Origin of the sequence: Microbacterium sp. SORGH_AS_0505 (assembly GCF_030818715.1) — a bacterium.
Classification (GTDB): Bacteria; Actinomycetota; Actinomycetes; order Actinomycetales; family Microbacteriaceae; genus Microbacterium.
In genome coordinates this window covers 182,696-203,253 of sequence record NZ_JAUTAT010000001.1, presented here as the reverse complement: position 1 = coordinate 203,253, position 20,558 = coordinate 182,696, and the positions used below count along the sequence as shown (strand labels likewise).

27 protein-coding genes, 1 tRNA gene and 1 riboswitch are annotated in these 20,558 nt (G+C 71.0%); of the genes, 13 read left to right on the top strand and 15 right to left on the bottom strand.

Annotation, left to right across the window (positions count from 1 at the left end):
- The first annotated feature begins 31 nt into the window (after window positions 1-31).
- The 3 genes from QE428_RS01105 to QE428_RS01095 are packed head-to-tail and all read left to right on the top strand — an operon-like array spanning window position 32 to window position 1,873.
- On the top strand, window positions 32-550 hold the full coding sequence (locus tag QE428_RS01105) for a phosphoribosyltransferase (RefSeq protein ID WP_307462196.1): 519 nt from the start codon (window positions 32-34) through the stop codon (window positions 548-550).
- Window positions 547-1,233, top strand: coding sequence for a uracil-DNA glycosylase (locus tag QE428_RS01100; protein ID WP_307462192.1), 687 nt, complete (start codon window positions 547-549; stop codon window positions 1,231-1,233). The genes QE428_RS01105 and QE428_RS01100 overlap by 4 nt, the downstream gene beginning before the upstream one ends.
- A 16-nt stretch (window positions 1,234-1,249) precedes the next feature.
- On the top strand, window positions 1,250-1,873 hold the full coding sequence (locus tag QE428_RS01095; RefSeq protein ID WP_091355711.1) for a GNAT family N-acetyltransferase: 624 nt from the start codon (window positions 1,250-1,252) through the stop codon (window positions 1,871-1,873).
- Here QE428_RS01095 and QE428_RS01090 read toward each other — a convergent pair.
- The 8 genes from QE428_RS01090 to QE428_RS01055 form a co-directional block, all read right to left on the bottom strand.
- Window positions 1,851-2,177 (bottom strand): protealysin inhibitor emfourin, encoded by a 327-nt coding sequence (locus QE428_RS01090; protein WP_307462185.1) that lies wholly within the window; start codon window positions 2,175-2,177, stop codon window positions 1,851-1,853. The genes QE428_RS01095 and QE428_RS01090 overlap by 23 nt on opposite strands.
- Window positions 2,161-3,219, bottom strand: coding sequence for a M4 family metallopeptidase (locus tag QE428_RS01085; RefSeq protein WP_307462182.1), 1,059 nt, complete (start codon window positions 3,217-3,219; stop codon window positions 2,161-2,163). The genes QE428_RS01090 and QE428_RS01085 overlap by 17 nt, the downstream gene beginning before the upstream one ends.
- A gap of 41 nt (window positions 3,220-3,260) precedes the next feature.
- Window positions 3,261-4,058 (bottom strand): ABC transporter ATP-binding protein, encoded by a 798-nt coding sequence (locus QE428_RS01080; protein WP_240741364.1) that lies wholly within the window; start codon window positions 4,056-4,058, stop codon window positions 3,261-3,263.
- Window positions 4,055-4,846, bottom strand: coding sequence for an ABC transporter ATP-binding protein (locus QE428_RS01075; protein ID WP_307462178.1), 792 nt, complete (start codon window positions 4,844-4,846; stop codon window positions 4,055-4,057). Before QE428_RS01075 ends, QE428_RS01080 begins: the two co-directional genes overlap by 4 nt.
- Complete coding sequence (locus QE428_RS01070; protein WP_307462174.1) at window positions 4,843-5,724, bottom strand: ABC transporter permease; 882 nt, start codon at window positions 5,722-5,724, stop codon at window positions 4,843-4,845. Before QE428_RS01070 ends, QE428_RS01075 begins: the two co-directional genes overlap by 4 nt.
- Complete coding sequence (locus QE428_RS01065; protein ID WP_307462171.1) at window positions 5,724-6,674, bottom strand: ABC transporter permease; 951 nt, start codon at window positions 6,672-6,674, stop codon at window positions 5,724-5,726. The genes QE428_RS01070 and QE428_RS01065 overlap by 1 nt, the downstream gene beginning before the upstream one ends.
- Entirely contained in the window at window positions 6,671-8,179 is a 1,509-nt protein-coding gene (locus tag QE428_RS01060) for an ABC transporter substrate-binding protein (RefSeq protein ID WP_307462168.1), read from the bottom strand. The genes QE428_RS01065 and QE428_RS01060 overlap by 4 nt, the downstream gene beginning before the upstream one ends.
- Before the next feature lie 103 nt (window positions 8,180-8,282).
- Complete coding sequence (locus QE428_RS01055; RefSeq protein ID WP_307462166.1) at window positions 8,283-9,236, bottom strand: alpha/beta fold hydrolase; 954 nt, start codon at window positions 9,234-9,236, stop codon at window positions 8,283-8,285.
- 43 nt (window positions 9,237-9,279) lie between these two features.
- Here QE428_RS01055 and QE428_RS01050 point away from each other — a divergent pair, with 43 nt between their 5' ends.
- The gene (locus tag QE428_RS01050; protein ID WP_091355680.1) at window positions 9,280-9,762 is read left to right on the top strand and encodes a carboxymuconolactone decarboxylase family protein; all 483 of its coding nucleotides are present in this window, start codon (window positions 9,280-9,282) and stop codon (window positions 9,760-9,762) included.
- On the top strand, window positions 9,759-10,472 hold the full coding sequence (locus QE428_RS01045) for a tyrosine-protein phosphatase (RefSeq protein ID WP_307462160.1): 714 nt from the start codon (window positions 9,759-9,761) through the stop codon (window positions 10,470-10,472). Before QE428_RS01050 ends, QE428_RS01045 begins: the two co-directional genes overlap by 4 nt.
- 7 nt (window positions 10,473-10,479) lie before the next feature.
- On the opposite strand, the gene QE428_RS01040 is transcribed toward QE428_RS01045, so the two are convergent.
- From QE428_RS01040 to QE428_RS01025, 4 genes are all read right to left on the bottom strand, one after another.
- Complete coding sequence (locus QE428_RS01040) at window positions 10,480-10,923, bottom strand: Fe-S oxidoreductase (protein ID WP_091355673.1); 444 nt, start codon at window positions 10,921-10,923, stop codon at window positions 10,480-10,482.
- Window positions 10,920-11,732 carry an arginase family protein gene (locus QE428_RS01035; RefSeq protein WP_307462156.1) on the bottom strand — a complete coding sequence of 271 codons (813 nt, stop codon included), beginning with the start codon at window positions 11,730-11,732 and terminating at the stop codon, window positions 10,920-10,922. The genes QE428_RS01040 and QE428_RS01035 overlap by 4 nt, the downstream gene beginning before the upstream one ends.
- A 68-nt stretch (window positions 11,733-11,800) precedes the next feature.
- The gene (locus QE428_RS01030) at window positions 11,801-12,535 is read right to left on the bottom strand and encodes a PspA/IM30 family protein (RefSeq protein ID WP_065569950.1); all 735 of its coding nucleotides are present in this window, start codon (window positions 12,533-12,535) and stop codon (window positions 11,801-11,803) included.
- Window positions 12,536-12,597: 62 nt separating this feature from the next.
- Entirely contained in the window at window positions 12,598-14,568 is a 1,971-nt protein-coding gene (locus tag QE428_RS01025; protein ID WP_307462153.1) for a TPM domain-containing protein, read from the bottom strand.
- A gap of 165 nt (window positions 14,569-14,733) precedes the next feature.
- Between QE428_RS01025 and QE428_RS01020 the strand changes: the two genes are divergently transcribed.
- The 5 genes from QE428_RS01020 to QE428_RS01000 all read left to right on the top strand — a co-directional run bounded on the left by QE428_RS01020 (window position 14,734) and on the right by QE428_RS01000 (window position 18,035).
- Window positions 14,734-15,567, top strand: coding sequence for a DUF3097 family protein (locus tag QE428_RS01020; RefSeq protein ID WP_307462150.1), 834 nt, complete (start codon window positions 14,734-14,736; stop codon window positions 15,565-15,567).
- A gap of 59 nt (window positions 15,568-15,626) precedes the next feature.
- Window positions 15,627-16,373: a tRNA (guanosine(46)-N7)-methyltransferase TrmB gene (gene trmB / locus QE428_RS01015; protein ID WP_133400109.1), complete on the top strand. Its 747-nt coding sequence runs from the start codon at window positions 15,627-15,629 to the stop codon at window positions 16,371-16,373.
- On the top strand, window positions 16,373-17,224 hold the full coding sequence (locus QE428_RS01010) for a CPBP family intramembrane glutamic endopeptidase (protein WP_307470585.1): 852 nt from the start codon (window positions 16,373-16,375) through the stop codon (window positions 17,222-17,224). The genes trmB and QE428_RS01010 overlap by 1 nt, the downstream gene beginning before the upstream one ends.
- An 84-nt stretch (window positions 17,225-17,308) precedes the next feature.
- Window positions 17,309-17,791, top strand: a complete 483-nt coding sequence (locus QE428_RS01005; protein WP_091355655.1) for a pyridoxamine 5'-phosphate oxidase family protein — start codon at window positions 17,309-17,311, stop codon at window positions 17,789-17,791.
- 88 nt (window positions 17,792-17,879) lie between these two features.
- Window positions 17,880-18,035, top strand: a complete 156-nt coding sequence (locus QE428_RS01000) for a hypothetical protein (RefSeq protein ID WP_165971374.1) — start codon at window positions 17,880-17,882, stop codon at window positions 18,033-18,035.
- Window positions 18,036-18,046: 11 nt separating this feature from the next.
- Here the strand turns inward: QE428_RS01000 and QE428_RS00995 are convergent, their stop codons facing one another.
- On the bottom strand, window positions 18,047-18,610 hold the full coding sequence (locus QE428_RS00995; RefSeq protein WP_307462138.1) for a GNAT family N-acetyltransferase: 564 nt from the start codon (window positions 18,608-18,610) through the stop codon (window positions 18,047-18,049).
- Window positions 18,611-18,631: 21 nt separating this feature from the next.
- The gene (locus tag QE428_RS00990; RefSeq protein ID WP_091355649.1) at window positions 18,632-18,814 is read right to left on the bottom strand and encodes a hypothetical protein; all 183 of its coding nucleotides are present in this window, start codon (window positions 18,812-18,814) and stop codon (window positions 18,632-18,634) included.
- 190 nt (window positions 18,815-19,004) lie between these two features.
- On the opposite strand from QE428_RS00990, the gene QE428_RS00985 reads away from it, so the two are divergent.
- The 3 genes from QE428_RS00985 (at window position 19,005) to QE428_RS00975 (ending at window position 20,376) form a co-directional block, all read left to right on the top strand.
- On the top strand, window positions 19,005-19,709 hold the full coding sequence (locus QE428_RS00985; protein WP_307462132.1) for a tyrosine-protein phosphatase: 705 nt from the start codon (window positions 19,005-19,007) through the stop codon (window positions 19,707-19,709).
- A 39-nt stretch (window positions 19,710-19,748) separates the two neighbouring features.
- Window positions 19,749-19,813, top strand: a riboswitch (guanidine-III (ykkC-III) riboswitch).
- Between the two features lie 12 nt (window positions 19,814-19,825).
- On the top strand, window positions 19,826-20,143 hold the full coding sequence (locus tag QE428_RS00980; protein WP_165971383.1) for a multidrug efflux SMR transporter: 318 nt from the start codon (window positions 19,826-19,828) through the stop codon (window positions 20,141-20,143).
- 86 nt (window positions 20,144-20,229) lie between these two features.
- Window positions 20,230-20,376, top strand: coding sequence for a hypothetical protein (locus tag QE428_RS00975; RefSeq protein ID WP_307462130.1), 147 nt, complete (start codon window positions 20,230-20,232; stop codon window positions 20,374-20,376).
- A gap of 57 nt (window positions 20,377-20,433) precedes the next feature.
- Here the strand turns inward: QE428_RS00975 and QE428_RS00970 are convergent.
- Window positions 20,434-20,506: transfer RNA gene (locus QE428_RS00970), tRNA-Arg, on the bottom strand.
- Window positions 20,507-20,558 lie beyond the last annotated feature (52 nt).

Here is a 20,558-nt window from a genome sequence, read left to right as displayed (position 1 = left end):
CGCCGTCCCGCAGGTCGTAGTCTGAGGATCCATGGACGAAGGGATGCCGGTGGCCGCCGAACGCGAGACGTTGACCTGGGATGATTTCGGCGGGGCGACCCGCGACCTGGCGCGAGGCATCGTCGCGGACGGCTTCGCGCCCGACATCGTCGTCGCGATCGCTCGAGGCGGCCTGCTGCCGGCGGGGGCGGTCGCGTACGGCCTCGGAGTCAAGAGCTGCGGGGCGCTCAACGTCGAGTTCTACACGGGGATCGGGACGGTGCTCGATGCGCCCGAGATCCTGCCTCCCGATCTCGACCTCGGCGCCCTCGACGGCAAGCGCGTCCTCCTGGTCGATGACGTGGCCGACAGCGGCCGGACCCTCGCCCTCGCGGTGCAGCTGATCCGGGACGCCGGTGCCGACGTCCGCTCGGTCTGCATCTACACGAAGCCCGGCTCCGTCGCGTCGCCCGACTACTCGTGGCGTGAGACGGATCTCTGGATCGACTTCCCCTGGTCGTTCCGCGGCTCCGTCGCCGAAGAGGACGCGGGCCTGTCCGCGGGAGCATGAGCGGTCGGTCGCTCGACGAGCTCGCCGCCGGCGGGCTGATACACCCCGAGTGGGCCGAGGCGCTCGCCCCCGTCGCCTCCGACATCGCGGCGCTGGGGGACCGGCTGCGCGCCGACGAGCGCGGCTACCTGCCCGCCGGTGATCACGTGCTGCGCGCGTTCACGCGCCCGCTCTCCGCGGTGCGGGTGCTCATCGTCGGCCAGGACCCCTACCCCACCCCGGGGCATCCGATCGGTCTCTCGTTCGCCGTCGACCGGCACGTGCGTCCGTTGCCGCGGAGCCTCGGCAACATCTACGCCGAGCTGTCGAGCGATCTCGGCATCCCTCCGGCGTCGCACGGCGACCTGTCGGCGTGGACGGAGCAGGGCGTCATGCTGCTCAACCGCGTCCTGACCGTCGCGCCCGGTGAGGCCGGCTCGCACCGCGGCTGGGGGTGGGAGCGCGTCACGGCGCACGCCATCTCGACACTCGTCGCCCGCCCCGAACCGCTCGTGGCCGTGCTCTGGGGCAAGGATGCCGCGAGCCTCGTCCCGATGCTCGGTGACACCCCGCGCGTCGAGTCGGCGCATCCGTCCCCGCTGTCGGCGCGGCGCGGCTTCTTCGGCTCGCGACCCTTCTCGCGGGTGAACGCGCTGCTCGAGGCGCAGGGGGCCTCTCCCGTCGACTGGCGACTGCCCGACTGAGCCGTATGCTGGCGGCATGCTGGAGGACGAATACGAGCGCGATCGCCGCCGCCTTCCCCGTCACCTCCGTCGTCGTCCCGAACCCGAGCGGGAGTTCTCGTTCGAACTGCGCCCCGCCGTCCGCACCGATATGGCCGACGTGCGCGAGATCTACAACCACTACGTGGCGAACTCGGTCGTCACCTTCGACGAGAAGCGATGGTCCCACAAGCAGTGGGTCGAGAAGTTCGACTATCTCTCGAAGCTCGGTCTGCCGTTCCTCGTCGCGGTGTCGCCGACCGGGCAGATCCTCGGCTACGGTCTCGTCTCGCCGTGGGCGGGCAAGAGCGGGTTCCGCTACACCGTCGAGAACTCGATCTATCTGGGACAGGCCGCGACAGGAAAGGGCCTCGGCCGGGCCCTCTTGGAGGGGCTCATCGCCGCGTGCGAGGAGAAGGGCATCCGCGAGATGGTCGCCGTCGTCAGCGACAAGGGAGCCGAAGCCTCCCTCGCCCTGCACGAGCGGCTGGGTTTCGTCGAGGTCGGCCGCATGGGCAAGGTGGGCTTCAAGTTCGGGCGCTCGCTCGGCACGATCTACCTGCAGAAGCACCTGAACCCGAAGAAGAAGGACACGCTCCTCACCCGCCTGCGTTCTCGCTGAGGTCGGCGGGACGCACGGCCGCACCGTCGGCCTGTACGCGGTCGATGAGCGCGCGCCAGGGACCGGTGGCATCGACCACGACCGCTCGGCGATCCGCGTCGCCGTGGATGGCCGCGACCTCCCACGAGAATCGGTCCGCGCCGGGAGCGGATGCCGGGGGTTCCTCCCACGGGCACGCGTCGACGAGCGGCAGCCAGGCCTCCGCGTCGGTCCCCGCGACCTCGACGCGCCACGCGCGACGGAGTCCGGCGAATCCGCCGGTGCGGACGACGACGATCGTCAGCGGATCAACGGGGTGCAGCATCCTCCACGACTCCGACGCTCGCCCACGCGGTGCGGACGGCGACGGCCTCCTCAGAGTCTTCACCGTACTCCCGCGCCGCCGTCTCGGCAGTGGCGGAGGCGAACTGCGCGAAGGTGGCGGCGGCGGAGAGGGTGCCCGAGACGAGGGTGAGGTACCAGATGCGACCGGCGCGCTCCCAGGCGTAGCCGCCGAGAGCGGTCGCAACGAGGTGGAATGCCTTGTTCGGGATGCCGGAATTGATGTGCACTCCGCCGTTGTCACCAGAGGTCTCGACGAAATCGCGCATGTGCGAGGGCTGCGGGTCCCTGCCGAGCACGTCGTCGTCATACGCGGTGCCGGGGGCGGCGAGGGAGCGGAGGGCGGAGCCCGTGACCGCGTCGGTGAAGATCTCGGCGCCGACGAGCCAGGTGGCGGCATCCGCTGTCTGTCCCTTGTGGTGCTGATCGGTGAGCGCACCGAACACGTCGGCGATCGACTCGTTGAGCGCGCCGGACTGACCCGAGTAATCCAGGCCGCCGGCCGATTCGATGACACCGTGGCCCAACTCGTGCGCGATGACGCTGAGCGAGCGGGTGAAACCGGCGAACACCTCGCCGTCGCCGTCGCCGAACACCATGCGCTCGCCGTCCCAGAACGCGTTGTCGTAGGCGCGACCGTAGTGGACCGTGGCGGCGAGCGAGCCGCTGCGTCCGTCGAGACCGACGCGCTCGAAGGCCTCCCACAGGAACGCGAACGTCGCGCCGAGGCCGTCATAGGCCTCGTCGACCGCCGCGTCGCCGGTCGCGTCCGCCCCCTCGGCGCGGGCGGGCCGGCCCGGCAGTTCCTCGCGGTTCTCGGCGTCGGAGATGAGCCGGTCGGGATCAGGAGCGGCCGAGACGACGAGCGAGTCCCCTTCGACCGACAGATCGAGGTGGCCGCGCATCGGCGCGTAGGCGCGGGGGACCGCCAGGGTCGCGCGGGCGGCGGCGACGGCGTGCGGGAATCGTTCGGCCGGAGCGGCCGCGAGACGGGCGAGCAGGTACGGCGGGACGATGGCGTGCATGTCGCCACGCTAGCGCCCGCCGCCGACAGCGTGACGTCTCGTTACCGGTCCCGCGGGTCGATGACCGGGATCGAGGCGAGCAGCCGGCGCGTGTAGGCGACCTGCGGTTCGAGCAGCACCTTCTCGGTCGGGCCCTCCTCGACGACGCGGCCCTCGGTCATGACGACGACGTCGTCGCAAAGGTTCTGCACCACCCCGATGTCATGCGAGACCATGACGAGCGTGAGGCCGTCCCGCCGGCGCAGCTCGCGGATGAGGTCGAGGATCTGCGCCCGGACCGTCACGTCGAGGGCGGACAGCGGCTCGTCCCCGACGAGGACGTCGGGGCGGTGGACGAGCGCGCGAGCGAGAGCGATCCGCTGACGCTGACCGCCCGAGAACTCGTGCGGGAACCGCTCCGCGGCATCAACGGGCAGGCCCACGTCGCTCAGCACCTCGCGGACGCGCGCACGGTGGTCGCCGGCGATCTCGAGTGCGGAGAGAGGCTCTGCGACGATGCGCCCGACGCTCATCCGAGGATCGAGCGACCCGTACGGGTCCTGGAAGACGATGCCGGTGCGCCGGCGCAGCCAGTGGAGCGAGCGGGCCGACGCCGACCCGTCGACGGGACGTCCGTCGAACTCGACGGTTCCGGCGCTCGGTACATCGAGACCCAGGAGCAGGCGCACGAGCGTCGACTTGCCCGAGCCCGACTCGCCGATGATCCCGAGGGCGTTGCCTGCGCGGACGTCGACGTCGACGTCGTCGAGGGCGGTCGTCCACCGAGCCGGCTCGAACGGTCGGGACCGCGGCATCCGGTGTCTGCGCGTCAGTCCGCGCGCTCGCATCAGTTCGCTCATGCGCGGCCTCCCGGTCGCCAGAGGGTGGCGGTCGCGTCGCGGAGCAGTGCCTGGGTGACGGGGGACGCGGGGGAGCGCAGGAGGGTCCGGAGCGGCCCCGACTCGACGACGCGGCCGGTGTCGAGGACGACGGCATCGGTCGCGATCTGGGACAGCACGGCGAGGTCGTGCGTGATGAACACGAGCGACATCCCGTCCTCGTCGACGAGGTGGTGGAGCAGGTCGAGGATCTCGGCCTGGATCGTGACGTCGAGCGCGGTGGTCGGTTCGTCCGCGATCAGGAGCCGAGGACGGCAGGCGAGGGCCATCGCGATGGCGACGCGCTGCCGCTGCCCGCCCGAGAGCTGGTGCGGGTAGCGGCGGACGATGGCCTCGGGGTCGGGGAGTCTCACCCGACGCGCCTCGTCGATGGCCCGCGCCCACGCCTCGGCGCGCGAGATGCCGCGCTGATGGATGCGGATCGACTCGGCGATCTGCCGGCCCACCGTCCGGATGGGGTTGAGCGCTGTCTGGGGCTCCTGGAACACCATGCCGATCTCGTCGCCGCGCAGCCGCGCGAGGTCGCGATCCGGCATCCCGATCAGCTCCCGGCCGTCCCAGCGGACGCTGCCGCCGACCCGGGCGCCGTCGGGGAGCAGGCCGAGGATCGCGAGGGCCGTCAGGGATTTGCCGGATCCGGACTCGCCGATCAGGCCCACGCGCGCGGCGTCGCCGACCTCGAGGTCGATCCCGTCGACGACGCGACGACCGGCGATGTCGATCGTGAGTCCGGAGAGCGAGAGCGTCATGCCGTCACCGCCGCGGGAGGTTCGGCGCCGCGCGGTGCCGAGCCGCGGGACAGGGTGGGATCCGTGGCGTCGCGGAGCGCGTCGCCGAGGAGGTTGAAGCCGAGGACGGTCAGCGTGATGGCGAGACCCGGCCAGAGAACCGACATCGGATGGACGCTGATGAAGCGCTGCAGGTCGGCCAGGAGCAGTCCCCAGGACGGCTGGGTCAGCGGCGCGCCGAACCCGAGGTACGAGAGACCGGCCTCGGCGAGCACCGCGACGGCCATGCCCCACGACAACTGCACGATGAAGACGGGGGCGACGTTCGGGAGCAGGTGGCGCCAGAGGTTCTGCGTCGGGGTCAGCCCCGAGGCGCGCCCGGCGAGGACGAAGTCGCTCCGGAGGATGCGACGCAGCTCGGGACGGGTGACGCGGGCGATGTTGACACCGAACCCGATGCCGACCGACACGATGACGACGAGCAGCGATCCGCCCCACACCGCCGAGATCATCATCGCGATCAGCAGCACCGGGAAGGCGATGAGGATGTCCACGATCACCGTGACCCCCTCGCGGACGGGTCGTGGCGTGAGCGCGCCGAGGGCGGCGAGCACGAGTCCGATGACGGTCGCGATGACACCCGCTCCCACGGCGACGAGCACCGTCGTTCGAGCCCCCGCCATCAGGAGGCTCAGGATGTCGCGTCCCGATCCGTCGGTCCCGAGCAGGTGCGCGGCGCCCGGCCCCGCCCAGCGGTTCGCGATGTCGACCCGTTGCGGGTCGAAGGGGGTCCAGGACAGGGAGACGAGCGCCGTCGCGGCGATCACGAGGACCACGATGAGCCCGAACCGGCCGGTCCCCGACGCCCAGACGCGCCTCACCCACTGCAGTCGTCGCATCACTCGGCCTCTCGCTGGCGCGGATCGAGGACGCGGTGCACGAGGTCGACGACGAACCCGATGACGAGGACGAGACCCGTGAGGACGAGGAGTTCGCCCTGCACCTTGACGAGGTCGCGGTTGCCGGTGTCCTCGACGAGCATCCGCCCGATCCCGGGCAGGCTGAACAGCTGCTCGATGACGACGGCGCCGACCATGATCCCGGCGACCTGGACGCCCAGCACCGTGATGACCGACAGGCCGACGCTCGGGAGCCCGTGACGAAGGAGCGCCTGCGTGCGCGTGAGGCCCTTCGCGGCGGCGGTCCGCACGAAGTCCTGGCCCATCGCCTGCAGGGTCGCCGAGCGGACGAACCGCAGCAGCACGGCGCCCTCCACGACGCCGATGGTGACGGCGGGAAGGATCAGTGCACGCAAGGCCGCCGCAGGGTCCGCCCAGCCCGCGCGAGGGAACCCCTGCGCCGGCAGCCACCCCAGGGACACCGCGAAGACGACGACGAGCATCATGCCCGCCCACACGACGGGCACGGCGGCGAGAGCCTGCGCGCCGACCGACACGGCGACGCCGTCCGGACGGTGCCGGCGCACCGCCGCGTGCACGCCGAAGGGGAGTGCGACGAGCAGAGCGATGACGAACGAGAGGATGCCGAGGGGCACCGTCACCTCCGCCTTCTGCACCAGCTCCGAGACGACGGGCGTGCCGGTGAGCTGGGACTGCCCGAGGTCGCCGGTCAGGACCCCGCCGATCCACTCGCCGTACTGGACGGGGAGCGGCCGATCGAGTCCCAGCCGTTCGCGGATGCCGGCGAGCTGTTCCGGGGTGGAGCCCACCCCGGCGATGAGCTGCGCGATGTCACCCGGCAGGATCCGGAGGGTGGTGAAGATGAGCGCGCTGGCGACGAACAGGCCCAGCACCAGCAGGGCCAGTCGCGTCAGCGCGTAGCGGATCACCCCTCGCTCTTGGCCAGCTCGGCGACGTTCAGGCGCTCGTTCACGTTGACCGTCGGCATCCCGCTGACGTCCGACGCGACGGCGAGGACGGACTGCCCGTTGTAGAGCCAGTCGGCCGCGTCGTCCTCGGAGACGATGCGGGCGGCCTGCGTCAGCAGATCGGCGGCGGCTGCGTCGTCGGTCGAGGCGACGGCCTCGGCGTAGAGTTTCTGCACCTCGGGGTTGTCGTACGTGAAGTAGTAGTCGGGGTTCGCCCAGTTCTCGAAGTCGCGTGCCTCGGTGTGGAGGACGAAGCTCAGCTGGTAATCCTTGTTCACGTACACGTCGTTGACCCAGGTGGGGAACTCGACCGGGGTCACCTTCAGGGTGATGCCCACGTCGCGCAGGTTCGAGACGAGGATCTGCGGGACCGTCGTGCCGTACGCGGAGGGGATCGTGAGAGTCAGGGACAGGTTCTCGGCCCCCGCCTCGGCGAGGAGCTGCCGTGCGGCCTCGGGGTCGAAGGGAGCGACGGTAGACAGGTCTTCGTAGCCCGGGTCGAGCGAGGGGATCGGACCGTACATCGTCTTCCCCGCGCCGAGAGCCTCGACGATCGAGTTCTTGTCGATGGCCTGCCGGATCGCCTTGCGCACGCGCGCGTCGGCCAGCGGGCCCGAGGCCTGGTTGAAGGCGAGCGTGCCCTTGTCGGTCGAGTCGCCGAGTTCGAGCGAGAAGTCGCCGGTGGCCTCGACCTGATCCTTCAGGTTCGCGTCGAAGCCGCTCAGGACGTCGAACTCGCCGGCGAGGGCGCCGCTGAGCGCGGCCTGGTTGTCGCTCACATACGAGAAGACGACCTCGGCGGCGGACGACGGGGTTCCCCAGTAGTCGGCGAACCGTTCGAAGACGATGCTGTCGCCTTCCCGCCAGTCGGCGAGCCGGAACGGGCCGGTACCGTTGGCCGCGGTCTTACGATCGATGGAGTCGCCCTCCTTGAGGATCAGACCGGCGCGGCCGGTCAGGCTCCAGAGCAGGGTCGAGTCGGGGGCCTTCAGCGTCAGCGTGATCTTCTGACCGTCGGCGGCGACGTCCGAGACGTTCGCCAGGCGCGCCGAGTCGCGGTACGTCGGGGTGTCACGCACCTGCGTCAGCGACCAGACGACGTCCTGCGGGGTGAGCGGCTGACCGTCGTGGAAGGTCACGCCCTCGCGCAGCGTGAAGGTGTAGGTGAGCTTGTCGGCCGAGACCTCGTAGTCGCTGGCGAGCGCGGGCACGATCTCCTGGTCGGGCGTGCGGGAGACGAGGCCCTGGTACACGTTGTCGATCAGGATCTGGTCGAGGGCGGACCCCGCGGTCTCGCGGATGTCGAGGTTGCCGGGCTCGAGCACGAGGCGAACGTTGACGGTCGCGTCGGGGTCGGGGGTTCCCGCCGATCCGGAGGGAGCCGGCTGCGAGCCGGTGCAGCCCGACAGGAGCAGGGCTCCGGCGGCGAGGAGCGCCGTGGCGGCCAAAGCGGTGCGGCGAAGCATGTGAGTGGGGGTCCTTTCGGCGTCGATGGGCGTCGACGTCGACGCCGGCCCATCGCGGTGCTCGGTGCGCGTTACAGCCTAGAGTCCCGCGCGAGGAGTTCGGTCACGGGCCGTCATGAGTCGACCGGACGAGCGCCGCGAGGTCCTGGGGTCGCTCCTCGTGGACGTTGTGCGCCGTGTCGAGCTCGACGTGGCCGGCACCGGGAACGCGGCGCAGGAACTCGGCGCGGTCGGCGTCGGTGAGGAATCCTCGGGTTCCCGTGACCAGGGTGAGGGGCGCGGTGACGGCGGCGAGGTCGTCCCAGCCGGCGGACGAGAGCACGCCGGCCTCCGCGCGCTGCGCGGCATCGACCGCGCTCGCCGCGTCGGGGTCGGCGGCGAGCCGGTTCGCGAGGCGGGCGAAGTGATGCTTCCACTCGACGCGGCCGTCGGGGCGGACGCGCGAGTTCAGGAAGACGCCCCGGGTGGCCGCCTCGCGTGTGCCGCCGAGGCCGAACGACAACGCGCGGGCGACGAGTTCGTCACGGTTCGCCCAGTCGGTCGGACCGGCGAAGAACGCCCGGATGGAGGACGCCGCGCCGTTCGGATCGATCCCGGGGGAGATGTCGACGACGACGAGCGAGCGGACGAGGTCCGGATGCCGCGCCGCGAGCGCTGCGGCCGTGAGGCCTCCGAGCGAGTGACCGACGAGGACCTGTCGGCGGCCGTTCGTCCATTCCCGGACGGCGGGCGCGATGTCGGCGGCGATGCTCTCGCCGGTGTACCGGGCGTCCTCCCGCCAGGAGGAGTCGCCGTGGCCCGGCAGGTCGAGGGCCAGTGCGGGCAGGCCCAGGTGCAGGATCGTCGTGTCCCACGTGTGCGCGTTGAGCCCCGCACCGTGCAGGAAGGTGACCTCCGGTGCGGCCTCGGGATCGCCGAAGCGGAGTGCGCTGATCTCGCGGCCGTCGGACAAGCGGTGCGTCACACGGTGCGTCGCGGGCACGGGCACGCCGATGTCAGCCGCCTGTGCGGGGAGGAAGGAGAACTCGTCGAAGGCGGCGTCGCTCACGGTCCCCATTGTGACCGATGCCGGGTGCGGATGCCGCGACTAGGGTGACGACATGAGCGATCACCACCGTGTGCACCTCGCCCGGGCCGCGCGCCCGGCGTACGACGCCCTCGAAGCGTTCGCGAAGACCGTCGGGGATCTCGCAGCCGAGGCGGGGATAGATGCCCGGCTGCGCGAGCTCGCGCTCATCCACGCATCCCAGCTCAACGGCTGCGCGTACTGTGTCCGCGTCCACTCCGATCGGGGTGCGAAGGCGGGGCTCACCGTCGACGTCGTCGCGCAGCTCCCGGTGTGGCGCGAGTCCGGTGTCTTCAGCGAGCGTGAGCGCGCGGCGCTCGAGCTGACGGAGTCGTACGTCTTCATCCATGACGACGGCGTCTCGGACGACGTGTACGACCGCGTCGGCGGCATTCTCTCCGAAGAGGAGTACGTCGCGCTCAGCTGGCTGCTCGTCTCGATCAACGCGTTCAATCGCATCGCGATCGCCGGCCGCTACCCGGTTCCCGAGCGCCGCGCCGCGTCGCCGGCTCCGTGAGCGTCCTCGACGTCCCCGGCGCCTTCAACTTCCGCGACGTCGGGGGACTGCCGGCGGGGGAGGGGCGCACCCGGTCCGGCGTGCTGTTCCGCTCCGGCAACCTCGGCCACCTGACGACGGCGGGAAGGGACCGCGTGGCGAGCCTCGGCATCCGTCGCATCGTCGACCTGCGCGACGACGAGGAGCGGCGGTTCGAACCCTCCCAGGTCGACGACCTCGGGATCGAGACTGTGCATCTGCCCATGTTCGCGGGGTCGGCGTCGTCGTTCTTCGCCGACGACCTGTCCCTCGACGACGTGTACCGCGCTCTCATCGACGGTTCCGCATCGCGGCTGGTCGACGCGGCGCGTGCCGTGCTCGAGGTCCAGCCCGTGCTCGTGCACTGCACCGTCGGCAAGGACCGCACGGGGCTCTCGGTGGCGCTGATCCTCGCGGCCGCCGGCGTGGACGAGGATGCCGTCATCGCCGACTACGCGCGGACCGAAGAGCTGCTCCCCACGGCGCGGAACGAGGGCGTTCTGCACTATCTCCGGCAGCGGCATCCGAGGGCGCGTCACCTCGAGGATCTCGTGACCCGGTCGCCGGCGCAGGCGATGCGCGCCGTGTTCGACGACCTCCGGCTGCGGTACGGCGGCCCCGTCGAGTACTTGCAGGCGTACGGTCTGACGATCACCGAGACCGCGGAGCTCGGTCGAGTGCTCGTCGCGTGACGGATCGTCAGCGGGGGATGTAGCGTCCGTCGGCGAGACCCGCCTCGATCTCGAACCGGTTCGTCAACGGGTTGCGGCCCGCGAGCAGGTAGAGGACGGGCATGAGCATGCCGTAGCGCCGCCACTGTTCGCGGTGCACGGCTTCGTGGCGCAGCAGGCGGTCGTCGATGCGGCCGTCGCCGGTGAGGAAGCACCCGCCGACGCAGACACCGCCGCGGCCGAACGTGACCCCCGGCATCCCTCGGAACACCCAGAGCCCCGCTCGCCGTTCGATGCGGCCCGTCGACCACAGCGTCCCCCACGCGAAGCCGAACGCCGTCCCGGCGAGGTATCCCAGGCGGCTGAGAGGGGAATCGAGCAGGATGCCGGGGATCCAGCGGTCGAACCGTCGCCCGCGCGCCACGGCGCGCTCCGCCCGCGCCTCCCATCCCGCCGGAGGGACCGGACTCATGCGAGGGCCCCGAGCAGGCGGAGGATCGTACCGAGATCCTCGACGGCGGCGTCGCGGGTCGCGGGGGCGAAGCCCGACAGCGATGCGCCGACCAGCGGCATCCGCTCGCGCAGTCGGGCGATCGACGCGGTGATGTGTGCAGGGTCCGCACCGAAGGGCACCGGCTCGAGGACTCCCACGACGGCCGCCGGGTCGAGGACGTCGAGGTCGATGTGGACGTAGACGGCGTCGGCGCCGGTCGCGGCGACCGCGTCCGCGAGAGCGGCAGGGTCGGCGAGGGCGCTCGCCGAGACCGTCGCGATCTCGGAGGTCTCCAGGAGGGCGGCCTCGGCGTCATCGAGGTCACGGGCGCCGACGAGGACGCTGCGGGCGGCGGGGACGAGCGGAGTCGCGACGAAGGGCCCGGCCTCGATCGCGGCGCGCAGCGCCATGCCCGCCAGCGCGCCCGAGGGAGACGACTCCGGGGTGTGCAGGTCGCCGTGCGCGTCGAACCACACGATCGCGACCGACGGATGGCGCCCGGCGGCCGCGGCGATCGCCGGAACCGCGACCGCGCAGTCACCGCCGATGACGACGGCGGGCTCGTCACTGGAGCCGAGGACCTCGGCGAGGGCGTCGCGGACGCGGATGAGGGTGCTGAAGCGACGGATGCCGGTGCCCACCGCCTCGCCGGCTTCGGCTGGGACCTCGACGCGCGTGAGGGCGGAGCGCGGCAGGTCGTCGGCGATCGCCTCGGCGCCGTCGATGAGGCGCATGGCGCGGGCGGACGGCGAACCCTGCCACTGCGGGACGACGAGGAATCGGGTCATGGGCACCTCCGGGGGAGCACGGCGGCGCCGGACCCTCGGGGTCCGGCGCCGCGTATCGCGTGCGGGTCTTACTGCTCGATCGCGCCGGCGTTGCCGCCGGTCTTCAGCGCGGCCAGGCGCGCCTCGACCTCGGTGAGCTCACCGAGATCCTCGAGCTGGTTGAACTGGGCGTCGATCGTCGAGGCGGCGATCTCGGCCTTTCCGGCGGCGAGGGCCTCCTGGCGGCGGACCTTGTCCTCGAACCGGCCGAGCTCGCTCGTGGGATCGAGCACGTCGATCGACTTCACGGCGTCGTGCACCTTGTTCTGCGCCTCGGCCGTCTTCGCGCGGGCGAGCAGCTCGGAGCGCTTCGAGCGAAGCTGGTCGAGCTTCTGCTTCATGCCGTTGAGGCCGTCCTTGAGCTTCTCGACGACCTCGGTCTGCGCGGCGATCGAGGGGGCGATGGCGCGGGCCTCGTTCTCCTCGCTGATCTGACGCTGCAGCGCGATCTTGGCGAGGTTGTCGAACTTGTCGGCATCCGTCGTGTTGCCGGCGGAGCGCAGCTCGTCGGCCTTGCGGCTGGCGGCGATGGCCTTGTTGCCCCACTCGGCCGCGGCCTTCACGTCCTCATCGTGGTCGCGTTCGAGCAGGCGCAGGTTGCCGATGGTCTCGGCGATGGCGGTCTCGGCGTCGGCGATGTTGTTGGTGTAGTCGCGGACGAGCTGGTCGAGCATCTTCTGCGGGTCCTCGGCGGAGTCGAGGAGGGCGTTGATGTTCGCCTTCACGAGAGTGGAGATGCGGCCGAAGATGGACTGCTTTGCCATCGGGTTTCCTTTCGATACGAGAGGTCGTGCTGTCGAGGTCTGTGAGGTCCGGCGTCGGAAGATCAGAAGCGACCGCCTCCCCTGCGGGAGCGGGAGCCGCCGCTGCTACGCCCGATCGATCCGCCGCCGAAGCCGCCGCTGCGGCGGGAGGACGAACCGCCGAAACCGCCGCCGAATCCGCCGGAGGATCGCCTCGATCCGCCCCCGCCACCGAGGAGGGAGCCGAGGATGATGCCGCCCAGCATGCCGCCGAAGTCGCCCCCGCCGCCAGTGTTTCCGCCGCCGGCGAACGATCCGACGTCGCCCTGCGCGCGCTGCATCGCCTCGCCCGCCAGCGCGGTGGAGCGGTGCGCGAGGTCGAGGGCGCGCTCGGGGTCGCTCTGCTGCAGCTGGGTCGCCTGCACGAGAGCGGCGCCGGCCTCGGCCAGGCGGGTGCGGGCCGTCGCTCCGACGGCCCCTCGCCGGGCGCTGATGAAGTCCTCGGCGGCCGACACCTGTGCCTTCGCCTGCAGCAGCGTCTGAGACAGCACGCTGCGCGCGCGATCGGCGCGCTGCTGGGCGTCGCGCACCTGGCCGAGGGCGGCGTCGATCGCCGTGTTCGCCTTCTCGAGGAGGTCGACGGCCGAGAGGGGATCGCGTGCCTGACCCGTCAGTTTTTCGCGCGCGGCGTCGAGGTTCTGACGTGTCGAGGCGATGACCGGTGCGAGACGCGATTCGGGGTCGGGCGTTGCGGCGGCGGCCGCCAGGTCGGCGTCGAGTTCGGTGACGAGGGCGGCGCCCTCCTGCTCGGCAGCGGACAGGTCGGCGGCGAGCTTCTCGACGGCATCCTGCAGACGGGTCGCCTGGTCGACGGCGTGTTCCGCGGCACGGATGCCGACGGCCGCCCCTGCGCCATCGCCTGCCGCGAGCTCGGTCTGAGCCTCGGACAGCCGGGCGTCGGCGAAGCTGAGGCGATCGCGTGCCTGAACGGGGTTGTCGGCGACGGCGGCGAGGGCCTCGGCGCGGTACGCCGCTTCGAGTTCGCTGAGACGGCCGTCGATTCCGTCGAGACGGGCACCCGCCTCGGTCCGGCGCTGCTGCACGCGGGCGAGGGCTTCCGGAGCGTTCTTCGCGAGATCCCGCAGGGCGTCGAAGGCCTCCGCCTTCTCGGTCAGCGTCTCCTCGGCACTTCGGCAGAGGCTCAGGATCTCCTCGTACCAGGCGCGGCGCTGGTCGGGGGAGTCGGGCGTCTCGTCGTCCATCTGCTGCTGCAGCGAGAACGCGCGCTCGAGCGAGGTGCGCGCCGTCGCGATGGCTTGCTCGAACTCGGCGGTGGCGGCACTTCCGAACTCCGCCGTGGCGAAGCCGAGTTCTTGCGCGCTCGTGGTCATCGCGTCGTCGGTCTGCACGAGCGCGGCACCGGCCTGGCGTTCGAGCTCCTCGAGCGGAACCTGTCGCGTGCCGGCGTTCGTGCCGGCCGCCGCGCGGCGGCGCCGGACGACCGCCCTGACGACGAGCCCGGCGATCGCGGCGACGACGAGGAGGACGACCCAGACGAGACCGCCGCCCCCGCCGGAGCGCGTGTTCTCGAGTCCGTCGGCCGCTGCGACGCCGGCGCCCTGCCAGTCACCCGCATCGAGGGCGGGGAGCACGCGCTCCTGCTCGATCGCGGTGATGCGGTCGTCCGAGACAGGCCCCGACGAGTCGGAGGAGAGGTAGTAGGCGCGCCCCTCGGTGGCGATCGCGAGGAGGTACTGGTCGGGTCCGAGGTTGTTGAGATTCGCGGTGTCTTCGGCCCACTGCTGGGCGCCGGTCGGGTCGGTGAACCTGTCGACGTAGACGACCCAGAGGTCGAGCCCGGTGTCGTCGGTGAGGCGCTCGAGGCGAGCGTCGAGGGTGGCCTCCTGCGCGTCGGTCAGGACGTCGACCTGATCCCAGACGCGGCTCTCGCCGAGTGTGACGGGCTCGGTCGCCGCGGCTGGTGCGGCGAGGGCGACAGAGCCGATGGCGACCGCGAGCGAGGCCGCGACGACGGACGTCAGGCGGGATCGCATCGGTGAGTCCTCCGGGAGTCGCTCGGTGGGTCGCTCGGCGGTCGCAACCGCTCGTCGCGAGTCTATGCCGCGGTCCGTATGTCTCGATACCGGGTTGCCGTCGGAGCGCCTGTGCGTTCCCTTTGCGTTGCTCGCTTAGGCTTCCCGAGGTTTCAGGAGGTGCGTGTGGACGATCGGTACGGCAGCGATGTGCTCGCCGCGGGGTGGCGTGACAAGGGACGGCCGACGGTGTCGACCGTTCCCGCCGACAGGGGTCTCGTCGTCGAGGTCGCCCTCGACGACTTCGTCGGCGCGGTGACGGGGGTGACCGCCGGCCACGTCGAGCTCGAGGACCGACACGGCCGCGTGCGGCTGTTCCCGATCGGCGGCGGCTTCCTCGTCGACGGCAAGCCCGTCCAGCTCGTCCCGCCGCGCGCCGCGGCGCCCGCCGGACGTACGCGCACCGCATCGGGGTCGTTCGCCGACCCGCAGGCCCGTGCCCGCGTCGCCCGTGCGTCCCGCATCCTCGTCGAGGGCCGCCACGACGCCGAGCTCGTCGAGAAGGTGTGGGGCGCCGACCTCCGCATCGAGGGCGTCGTCGTCGAATACCTGCAGGGCGTCGACCTGCTCGAGGACCTGCTCTGCACCGAGCCGCCGAGCGCCGAGCGTCGTTACGGGGTGCTCGTCGACCACCTCGTCCCGGGGTCCAAGGAGACGCGGATCGCCGAGCAGATCCTCCGCGGCCCGCACGGTGCGCACCTCAAGATCGTCGGACACCCGTACATCGACGTGTGGCAGTGCGTGACGCCCCGAGCCCTCGGGATCACGGCGTGGCCGGAGGTTCCGCGAGGCATCGAATGGAAGAAGGGCGTCAGCCGCGCCCTCGGCTGGCCGGCGGAGGATCAGACCGACATCGCCGAGAACTGGCAGCGCATCCTGGGGTCGGTCACGACGTTCCGCGACCTCGACCCCGCCCTCCTCGGCCGCGTCGAGGAACTCATCGATTTCGTGACCTCGTGAGCGGGCGACGCCGAGGCCGGCCCGCGGGGGCCCCGGATGCCGCGGGATACCCTGGTCGCATGCCCGATCCCGACGCGCCCGAGTCCGCGCCGCGCTTCCGTGACAAGCCCGTCTCGTTCGTGCGTCGGAGCGGCCGGATGAGCGATGCGCAGGAGCGTGCCTGGGACGATCTGTCGAGCACGTACCTGCTCGAGGTGGAACGGGATGCCGCGGCCACCAGCATCCGTCCCGGTTCCACGATCGACCCGGTCGCGGAGTTCGGTCGAGAGGCGCCGCTGGTCGTCGAGATCGGCTCGGGGCAGGGGCATGCGATCGTGCACGCCGCCGGGGAGTCGCCGGAGCGCGACTTCATCGCCGTCGAGGTCTTCCGCGCGGGACTCGCCCGCACGATGCTCGACGCGGATCGCGAGGGGGTTCGGAACCTCCGGCTCGTCGAGGCGAACGCACCCGAGGTCCTCGAGCACCTGCTGCCCGAGGCATCCGTCGACGAGGTCTGGATCTTCTTCCCGGATCCGTGGCACAAGACCAAGCACAACAAGCGCCGACTCATCGCCGACGGGTTCCCCGCGCTCGCCGCGCGTGCTCTGCGCGACGGCGGGACGTTGCGGCTGGCGACCGACTGGGAGGACTACGCGCTGCAGATGCGCGACGTGCTCGCGGACGCTGCCGACTTCGCCCCGTCCTTCGAGGGTGAGTGGTCGGACCGCTTCGACGGCCGCATCATGACGGCGTTCGAGCGCAAGGGAATCGCGAAGGGCCGCGACATCCGCGACCTGACCTACCGCCGCCGTCCCCGGTCGGCGTGATGGTCCGCGCGGGCGGCGGGACGCGTCCCGTCCTCGACGTTCGCGTCGTGCCGGCTCTGCTCGTGTGCCTGGCGGCGCCCGCGTTCTTCGTGCTGCTCACGCCCTGGCTCGGCTGGGCGCTGCTGGCGGCAGGACTGGCCGTCGCGGTGATCATCGAACGACGGGATGCCGCGGCATCCGACCCATCGATCACCCGCGACCTCTCGCTCATCGCCATCGGCCTGCTGATCGTCAGCGTCATCCCACTGAAGGCGGAGCTCGACAACGCTGCCATGATCCGGTTCACGCTCGCCCTCGGCGGGGCGGTGCTGGTGCCGTACCTCGTGTCGCGCTTCGTCTACCGCGATCATGCGATCCGGTTCCCGTGGCGGGGAGGCGGCCGCTGGACGGCGTGGCAGTGGGCGTGGCTCGTCGCCGTCCTGGTGCTCGGATGGCTGCTGCTGCCGTTCTACTTCATCACCTCGGGCGTCTACGAGAACTGGCCCGTCGTCGACACCCCTGACCTCATCGCGCGCCTGTTCGTCGGGGTCGGGGCCGTCGGCATCTGGGATGAGCTGTTCTTCATCTGCACCTGCTTCGCGCTGCTGCGGCGTCACTTCGCGGACGCGACCGCGAACGTCCTGCAGGCGATCGTGTTCGTCTCGTTCCTGTGGGAGCTGGGCTACCGGGCGTGGGGGCCGGCGCTGACGATCCCGTTCGCTCTCCTGCAGGCGATCATCTTCCTGCGGACGAAGTCCCTCGCGTACGTCGTGACCGTCCACCTGCTTTTCGACGCCGTGGTCTTCGGCGTGCTGGTGCACGCGCACAATCCTGGGCTGCTCGACGCAGTCTTCCTCGTCCCGTCGCCCTGAGACGCGGAATTCCGCGAGCTGTCAACCCCCGACCGCGCAGGCCGCGCCCGGTGCGAGCCTGGGGCGGAGACGAAGGAGGGCCCCATGGCCACCGAGAAGGATCCCCACGCGACGCTCATCGACCTCCTGCCGAAGTTCCGCTTCGCGATGGTCACGACCATGAACGAACAGGGGGCGCACGTCGCGCGCCCGTTGACGGTGCAGGACCGCGAGTTCGACGGCGACCTGTGGTTCATCGTCGGTCGCGATTCGTCCGTCGTGGCGCATGTCGCCGCGCAGCCCGCGGTCGGCGTCGCCCTGAGCACGAACGACGCCTGGGTCTCGCTGGCCGGCAACGCCGAGGTGGTCGATGACCTCGAGCGTCTGCGGGAGTACTGGTCGCCCGCCGTCGAGGCGTGGTTCCCCGATGGGCCCGAGGACCCGAACGTGACGCTCCTGAAGATCGACGCCGTGTCGGGCGAGTACTGGAGCAGCCCGGGCGGGGTCGTCGCGTCGATCGTCAGCCTGGTGAAGTCGAAGGTGACGGGTGAGCCCTACGAGGGCCGCAACGACACCGTCGAACTCTGATCCGACGCGACTGTCAAGGCCCTCTGCGCGGCGGCACAGCATGCGTACCGTCGCCCGCACGTGACCGACAGCGACCGGAAGGACCGCGATGAGCGACACGAACGGCTCGGATGAGCACAACACCCACGGTGTCCCCGACGACCAGGCCGATGCCGACACGGCGTCGGGTGGATCACCCGATGAGAACCCGCCGGTGACCACGAACGAGGACGGGACTCCCATCGAGAACCCCTCGGGGGGCTGAGCCCTCCGAGGTCAGGTCTGCCGTCGCGCGGGGATGTCCGTCCTCAGCGCGACGGCAGTTTCTCGTTCCGGCGGCCGGGGGTCGGTCGCCAGTCGGGCGTGGGTTTCGACGTCGTGACGCTCGTCGCCGTAGCGGAGCTTGTCGCGCTCGACTCCTTCGGCGAGGTACCCGGCAGCGTGAGCGACCCGACAGGATGCCGGGTTGTTCACCCGATGACCGAGCTCGAGCCTGTGCAGCCCGATGCGGAACGCCCAATCGCTGACCCGCGCCAGGGACGCCACTGCGACGCCACGCCCTCGGGCGAACGGAGCGAGCCAGTACGACATCCACGCGGTCTGGTGTCGGAACTCGATGCCGGTGGCCGCCACATTCCCGACCGCACGGCCGTCGATCTCGACCGCCCAGTTCTTGGCGGCGTCATCGAAGCGCAGGTGGCGCTCGATGAAGCCCTGCGCCGCAGAGACGCGGGTCAGGTCGGTGCCGCCGAACTGCGGCCCGAGGTCGTCGCCGGCGCGAGCGGCTCGGCTGAGGTCGTCGGCGTCGGCGGGCGTCCAGGGGCGCAGGAGGATGGGCATCTCCGGCATCCTCTCAGGCGGTCAGAAAAGCGAGAGCAGCGACGGGCCGAACGCGACGAGGAGGGCGACGGGAACGACCAGCAGGCTCGTCGCGGCGATCCCGATCGCGAGGACGGTGCCGAGGACCGACAGGACGGCAGCGCGCGTCGTGGTGCCCACGGAGGCGCGGGAGCGTGGGGTGGTGGTCAGGGTCGCGGTAGCCATATCTCGACGCTACGAATCGCGGGAGATCCGCGCGTCAGCCCTGGGGCTGGCGCGTGTCATCCTTCGGGATGATCTCGATCAGAACGGGGGTCGAGGAAGGGAGCTGAACTGGACATAGTCCCAGACGAGAGGGGGGTTCCGACATCAGTTCCGGCGCCCCGGTGCACGAGCGGCGTGGCAGGATCGGGGCATGCAGACGCCTCTCGAGATCGACGGTCTGGCCAATGCTCGAGATCTCGGCGGACTCGAACGGTCCCACGGACCGTCGACCCCGGCGGGGGTCCTCATCCGCGCCGAAGTGCTCGACCGCATCACCGAAGCGGGATGGAACCGCCTGCGCGCATACGGCGTGCGGACCGTCATCGACCTGCGGCGGCCGAGCGAGCGGACGGACTCCGTTCCGAGCGACATCGCCAGCCGGCACATCGACCTCGACGGCGACGAACGGCACTTCTGGCAGTCCCGCGAGCAGGACGGGCAGTGGGGGACCCCGCTGTACTACGTCGACCACGTCACCGAACTTCCGCACCGGCTCGCGGGTGCCCTCGACGAGATCGCACGAGCCCGGACCGGCGGCATCCTGTTCCACTGCGGCGCGGGATGGGACCGCACCGGCCTGCTTGCTGCGGTCCTGTTGAAGGCCGTCGGCGTGACGGAGGATGCCGCGACTCAGGACTACCTCTCGTCGTTCGCGAACGCCGAGGGCATGACACGGCTCCACGGACGATCGTTCGACGTCGACGAGCGCCTGACCGTCCTGGGCCGCCTCGGGCACACCCCCGAGTCCGCGTTCCGCGCCGTGTACCGCCGGCTCGACATCGACGCCTGGCTGGCGGCCCACCTCGATGCCGACACCGCGTCTGCGATCAGGACCTGGCGCGGCAGCGTCAGCTGATCTGCACCGGCTCTGCCCAGCGAGCGTCGATAGACTCGCGGCGGGCCCTCGACCGGGCTCCCGGACGAGGGTTCAGTACCCGGTGAGCGACAAGACTGGCCAGGAGGTCAGTCATGCTGTCGTGGATCGTTCTCATCGTCGCCGGGTTGCTCGAAGCCGTCTGGGCCACTGCGCTCGGCCGCTCCGAGGGCTTCACCAAGCTGTGGCCGACCGTCACCTTCGGTATCGCGCTCGTCGCGAGCATGGGAGGGCTGGCCTTCGCGCTCCGGGAGATCCCGACCGGGACCGGGTATGCCGTGTGGGTCGGAATCGGAGCATCCCTCACCGTGGTCTGGGCGATGGTCACCGGCGCGGAGTCGGTGTCGGTCGTGAAGGTCCTCCTGATCCTCGGACTCGTCGGCTGCATCATCGGCCTGAAGCTCGTCTCCGACTGACGGATCCCCCTGTCAACCCCCGGCGGTCGCCCGCGCGGCGCAGTAGCGTCGCGTCCACACGGACGACACCGATCACGGAGGACGACATGTCAGGTGAGGAACGCGGTACCGACGAGAACGCCTACGAAGGGCCCGACGTCGAACTGCCCACCCATGACGGTGCGGTGCCCGGCGGCATCCCGCCGTTCGGTCACCCCGTCGACCCGGACGGCGACGTCGCGAACGAGGATTGACCCGATCAGGGGACGACGAAGGGGACCCGGCGATGCCGAGTCCCCTTCGTGTACCTGTGCCCCCGGAGGGATTCGAACCCCCGACTTCTGGTACCGGAAACCAACGCTCTATCCCCTGAGCTACGGAGGCGTACCGATCGAGACTATCACCGGTGCAGCCGGTCTCGCGCCCACCCGCAGCC

Excerpts from the sequence above, each read along its gene's own strand:
- QE428_RS01060 (WP_307462168.1), bottom strand. The coding sequence starts at position 8,179 with ATGCTTCGCCGCACCGCTTTGGCCGCCACGGCGCTCCTCGCCGCCGGA.
- QE428_RS01005 (WP_091355655.1), top strand. The coding sequence starts at position 17,309 with ATGGCCACCGAGAAGGATCCCCACGCGACGCTCATCGACCTCCTGCCG.
- QE428_RS01075 (WP_307462178.1), bottom strand. The coding sequence starts at position 4,846 with ATGACGCTCTCGCTCTCCGGACTCACGATCGACATCGCCGGTCGTCGC.
- QE428_RS01055 (WP_307462166.1), bottom strand. The coding sequence starts at position 9,236 with ATGGGGACCGTGAGCGACGCCGCCTTCGACGAGTTCTCCTTCCTCCCC.
- QE428_RS01100 (WP_307462192.1), top strand. The coding sequence starts at position 547 with ATGAGCGGTCGGTCGCTCGACGAGCTCGCCGCCGGCGGGCTGATACAC.
- QE428_RS01070 (WP_307462174.1), bottom strand. The coding sequence starts at position 5,724 with ATGCGACGACTGCAGTGGGTGAGGCGCGTCTGGGCGTCGGGGACCGGC.
- QE428_RS01050 (WP_091355680.1), top strand. The coding sequence starts at position 9,280 with ATGAGCGATCACCACCGTGTGCACCTCGCCCGGGCCGCGCGCCCGGCG.
- QE428_RS01090 (WP_307462185.1), bottom strand. The coding sequence starts at position 2,177 with ATGCTGCACCCCGTTGATCCGCTGACGATCGTCGTCGTCCGCACCGGC.
- QE428_RS01085 (WP_307462182.1), bottom strand. The coding sequence starts at position 3,219 with ATGCACGCCATCGTCCCGCCGTACCTGCTCGCCCGTCTCGCGGCCGCT.
- QE428_RS01030 (WP_065569950.1), bottom strand. The coding sequence starts at position 12,535 with ATGGCAAAGCAGTCCATCTTCGGCCGCATCTCCACTCTCGTGAAGGCG.
- QE428_RS01025 (WP_307462153.1), bottom strand. The coding sequence starts at position 14,568 with ATGCGATCCCGCCTGACGTCCGTCGTCGCGGCCTCGCTCGCGGTCGCC.
- QE428_RS01010 (WP_307470585.1), top strand. The coding sequence starts at position 16,373 with ATGGTCCGCGCGGGCGGCGGGACGCGTCCCGTCCTCGACGTTCGCGTC.
- QE428_RS00995 (WP_307462138.1), bottom strand. The coding sequence starts at position 18,610 with ATGCCCATCCTCCTGCGCCCCTGGACGCCCGCCGACGCCGACGACCTC.
- QE428_RS01000 (WP_165971374.1), top strand. The coding sequence starts at position 17,880 with ATGAGCGACACGAACGGCTCGGATGAGCACAACACCCACGGTGTCCCC.
- QE428_RS01095 (WP_091355711.1), top strand. The coding sequence starts at position 1,250 with ATGCTGGAGGACGAATACGAGCGCGATCGCCGCCGCCTTCCCCGTCAC.
- QE428_RS01080 (WP_240741364.1), bottom strand. The coding sequence starts at position 4,058 with ATGAGCGAACTGATGCGAGCGCGCGGACTGACGCGCAGACACCGGATG.
- QE428_RS01105 (WP_307462196.1), top strand. The coding sequence starts at position 32 with ATGGACGAAGGGATGCCGGTGGCCGCCGAACGCGAGACGTTGACCTGG.
- QE428_RS00975 (WP_307462130.1), top strand. The coding sequence starts at position 20,230 with ATGTCAGGTGAGGAACGCGGTACCGACGAGAACGCCTACGAAGGGCCC.
- QE428_RS00985 (WP_307462132.1), top strand. The coding sequence starts at position 19,005 with ATGCAGACGCCTCTCGAGATCGACGGTCTGGCCAATGCTCGAGATCTC.
- QE428_RS00990 (WP_091355649.1), bottom strand. The coding sequence starts at position 18,814 with ATGGCTACCGCGACCCTGACCACCACCCCACGCTCCCGCGCCTCCGTG.
- QE428_RS01035 (WP_307462156.1), bottom strand. The coding sequence starts at position 11,732 with ATGACCCGATTCCTCGTCGTCCCGCAGTGGCAGGGTTCGCCGTCCGCC.
- QE428_RS01040 (WP_091355673.1), bottom strand. The coding sequence starts at position 10,923 with ATGAGTCCGGTCCCTCCGGCGGGATGGGAGGCGCGGGCGGAGCGCGCC.
- trmB (WP_133400109.1), top strand. The coding sequence starts at position 15,627 with ATGCCCGATCCCGACGCGCCCGAGTCCGCGCCGCGCTTCCGTGACAAG.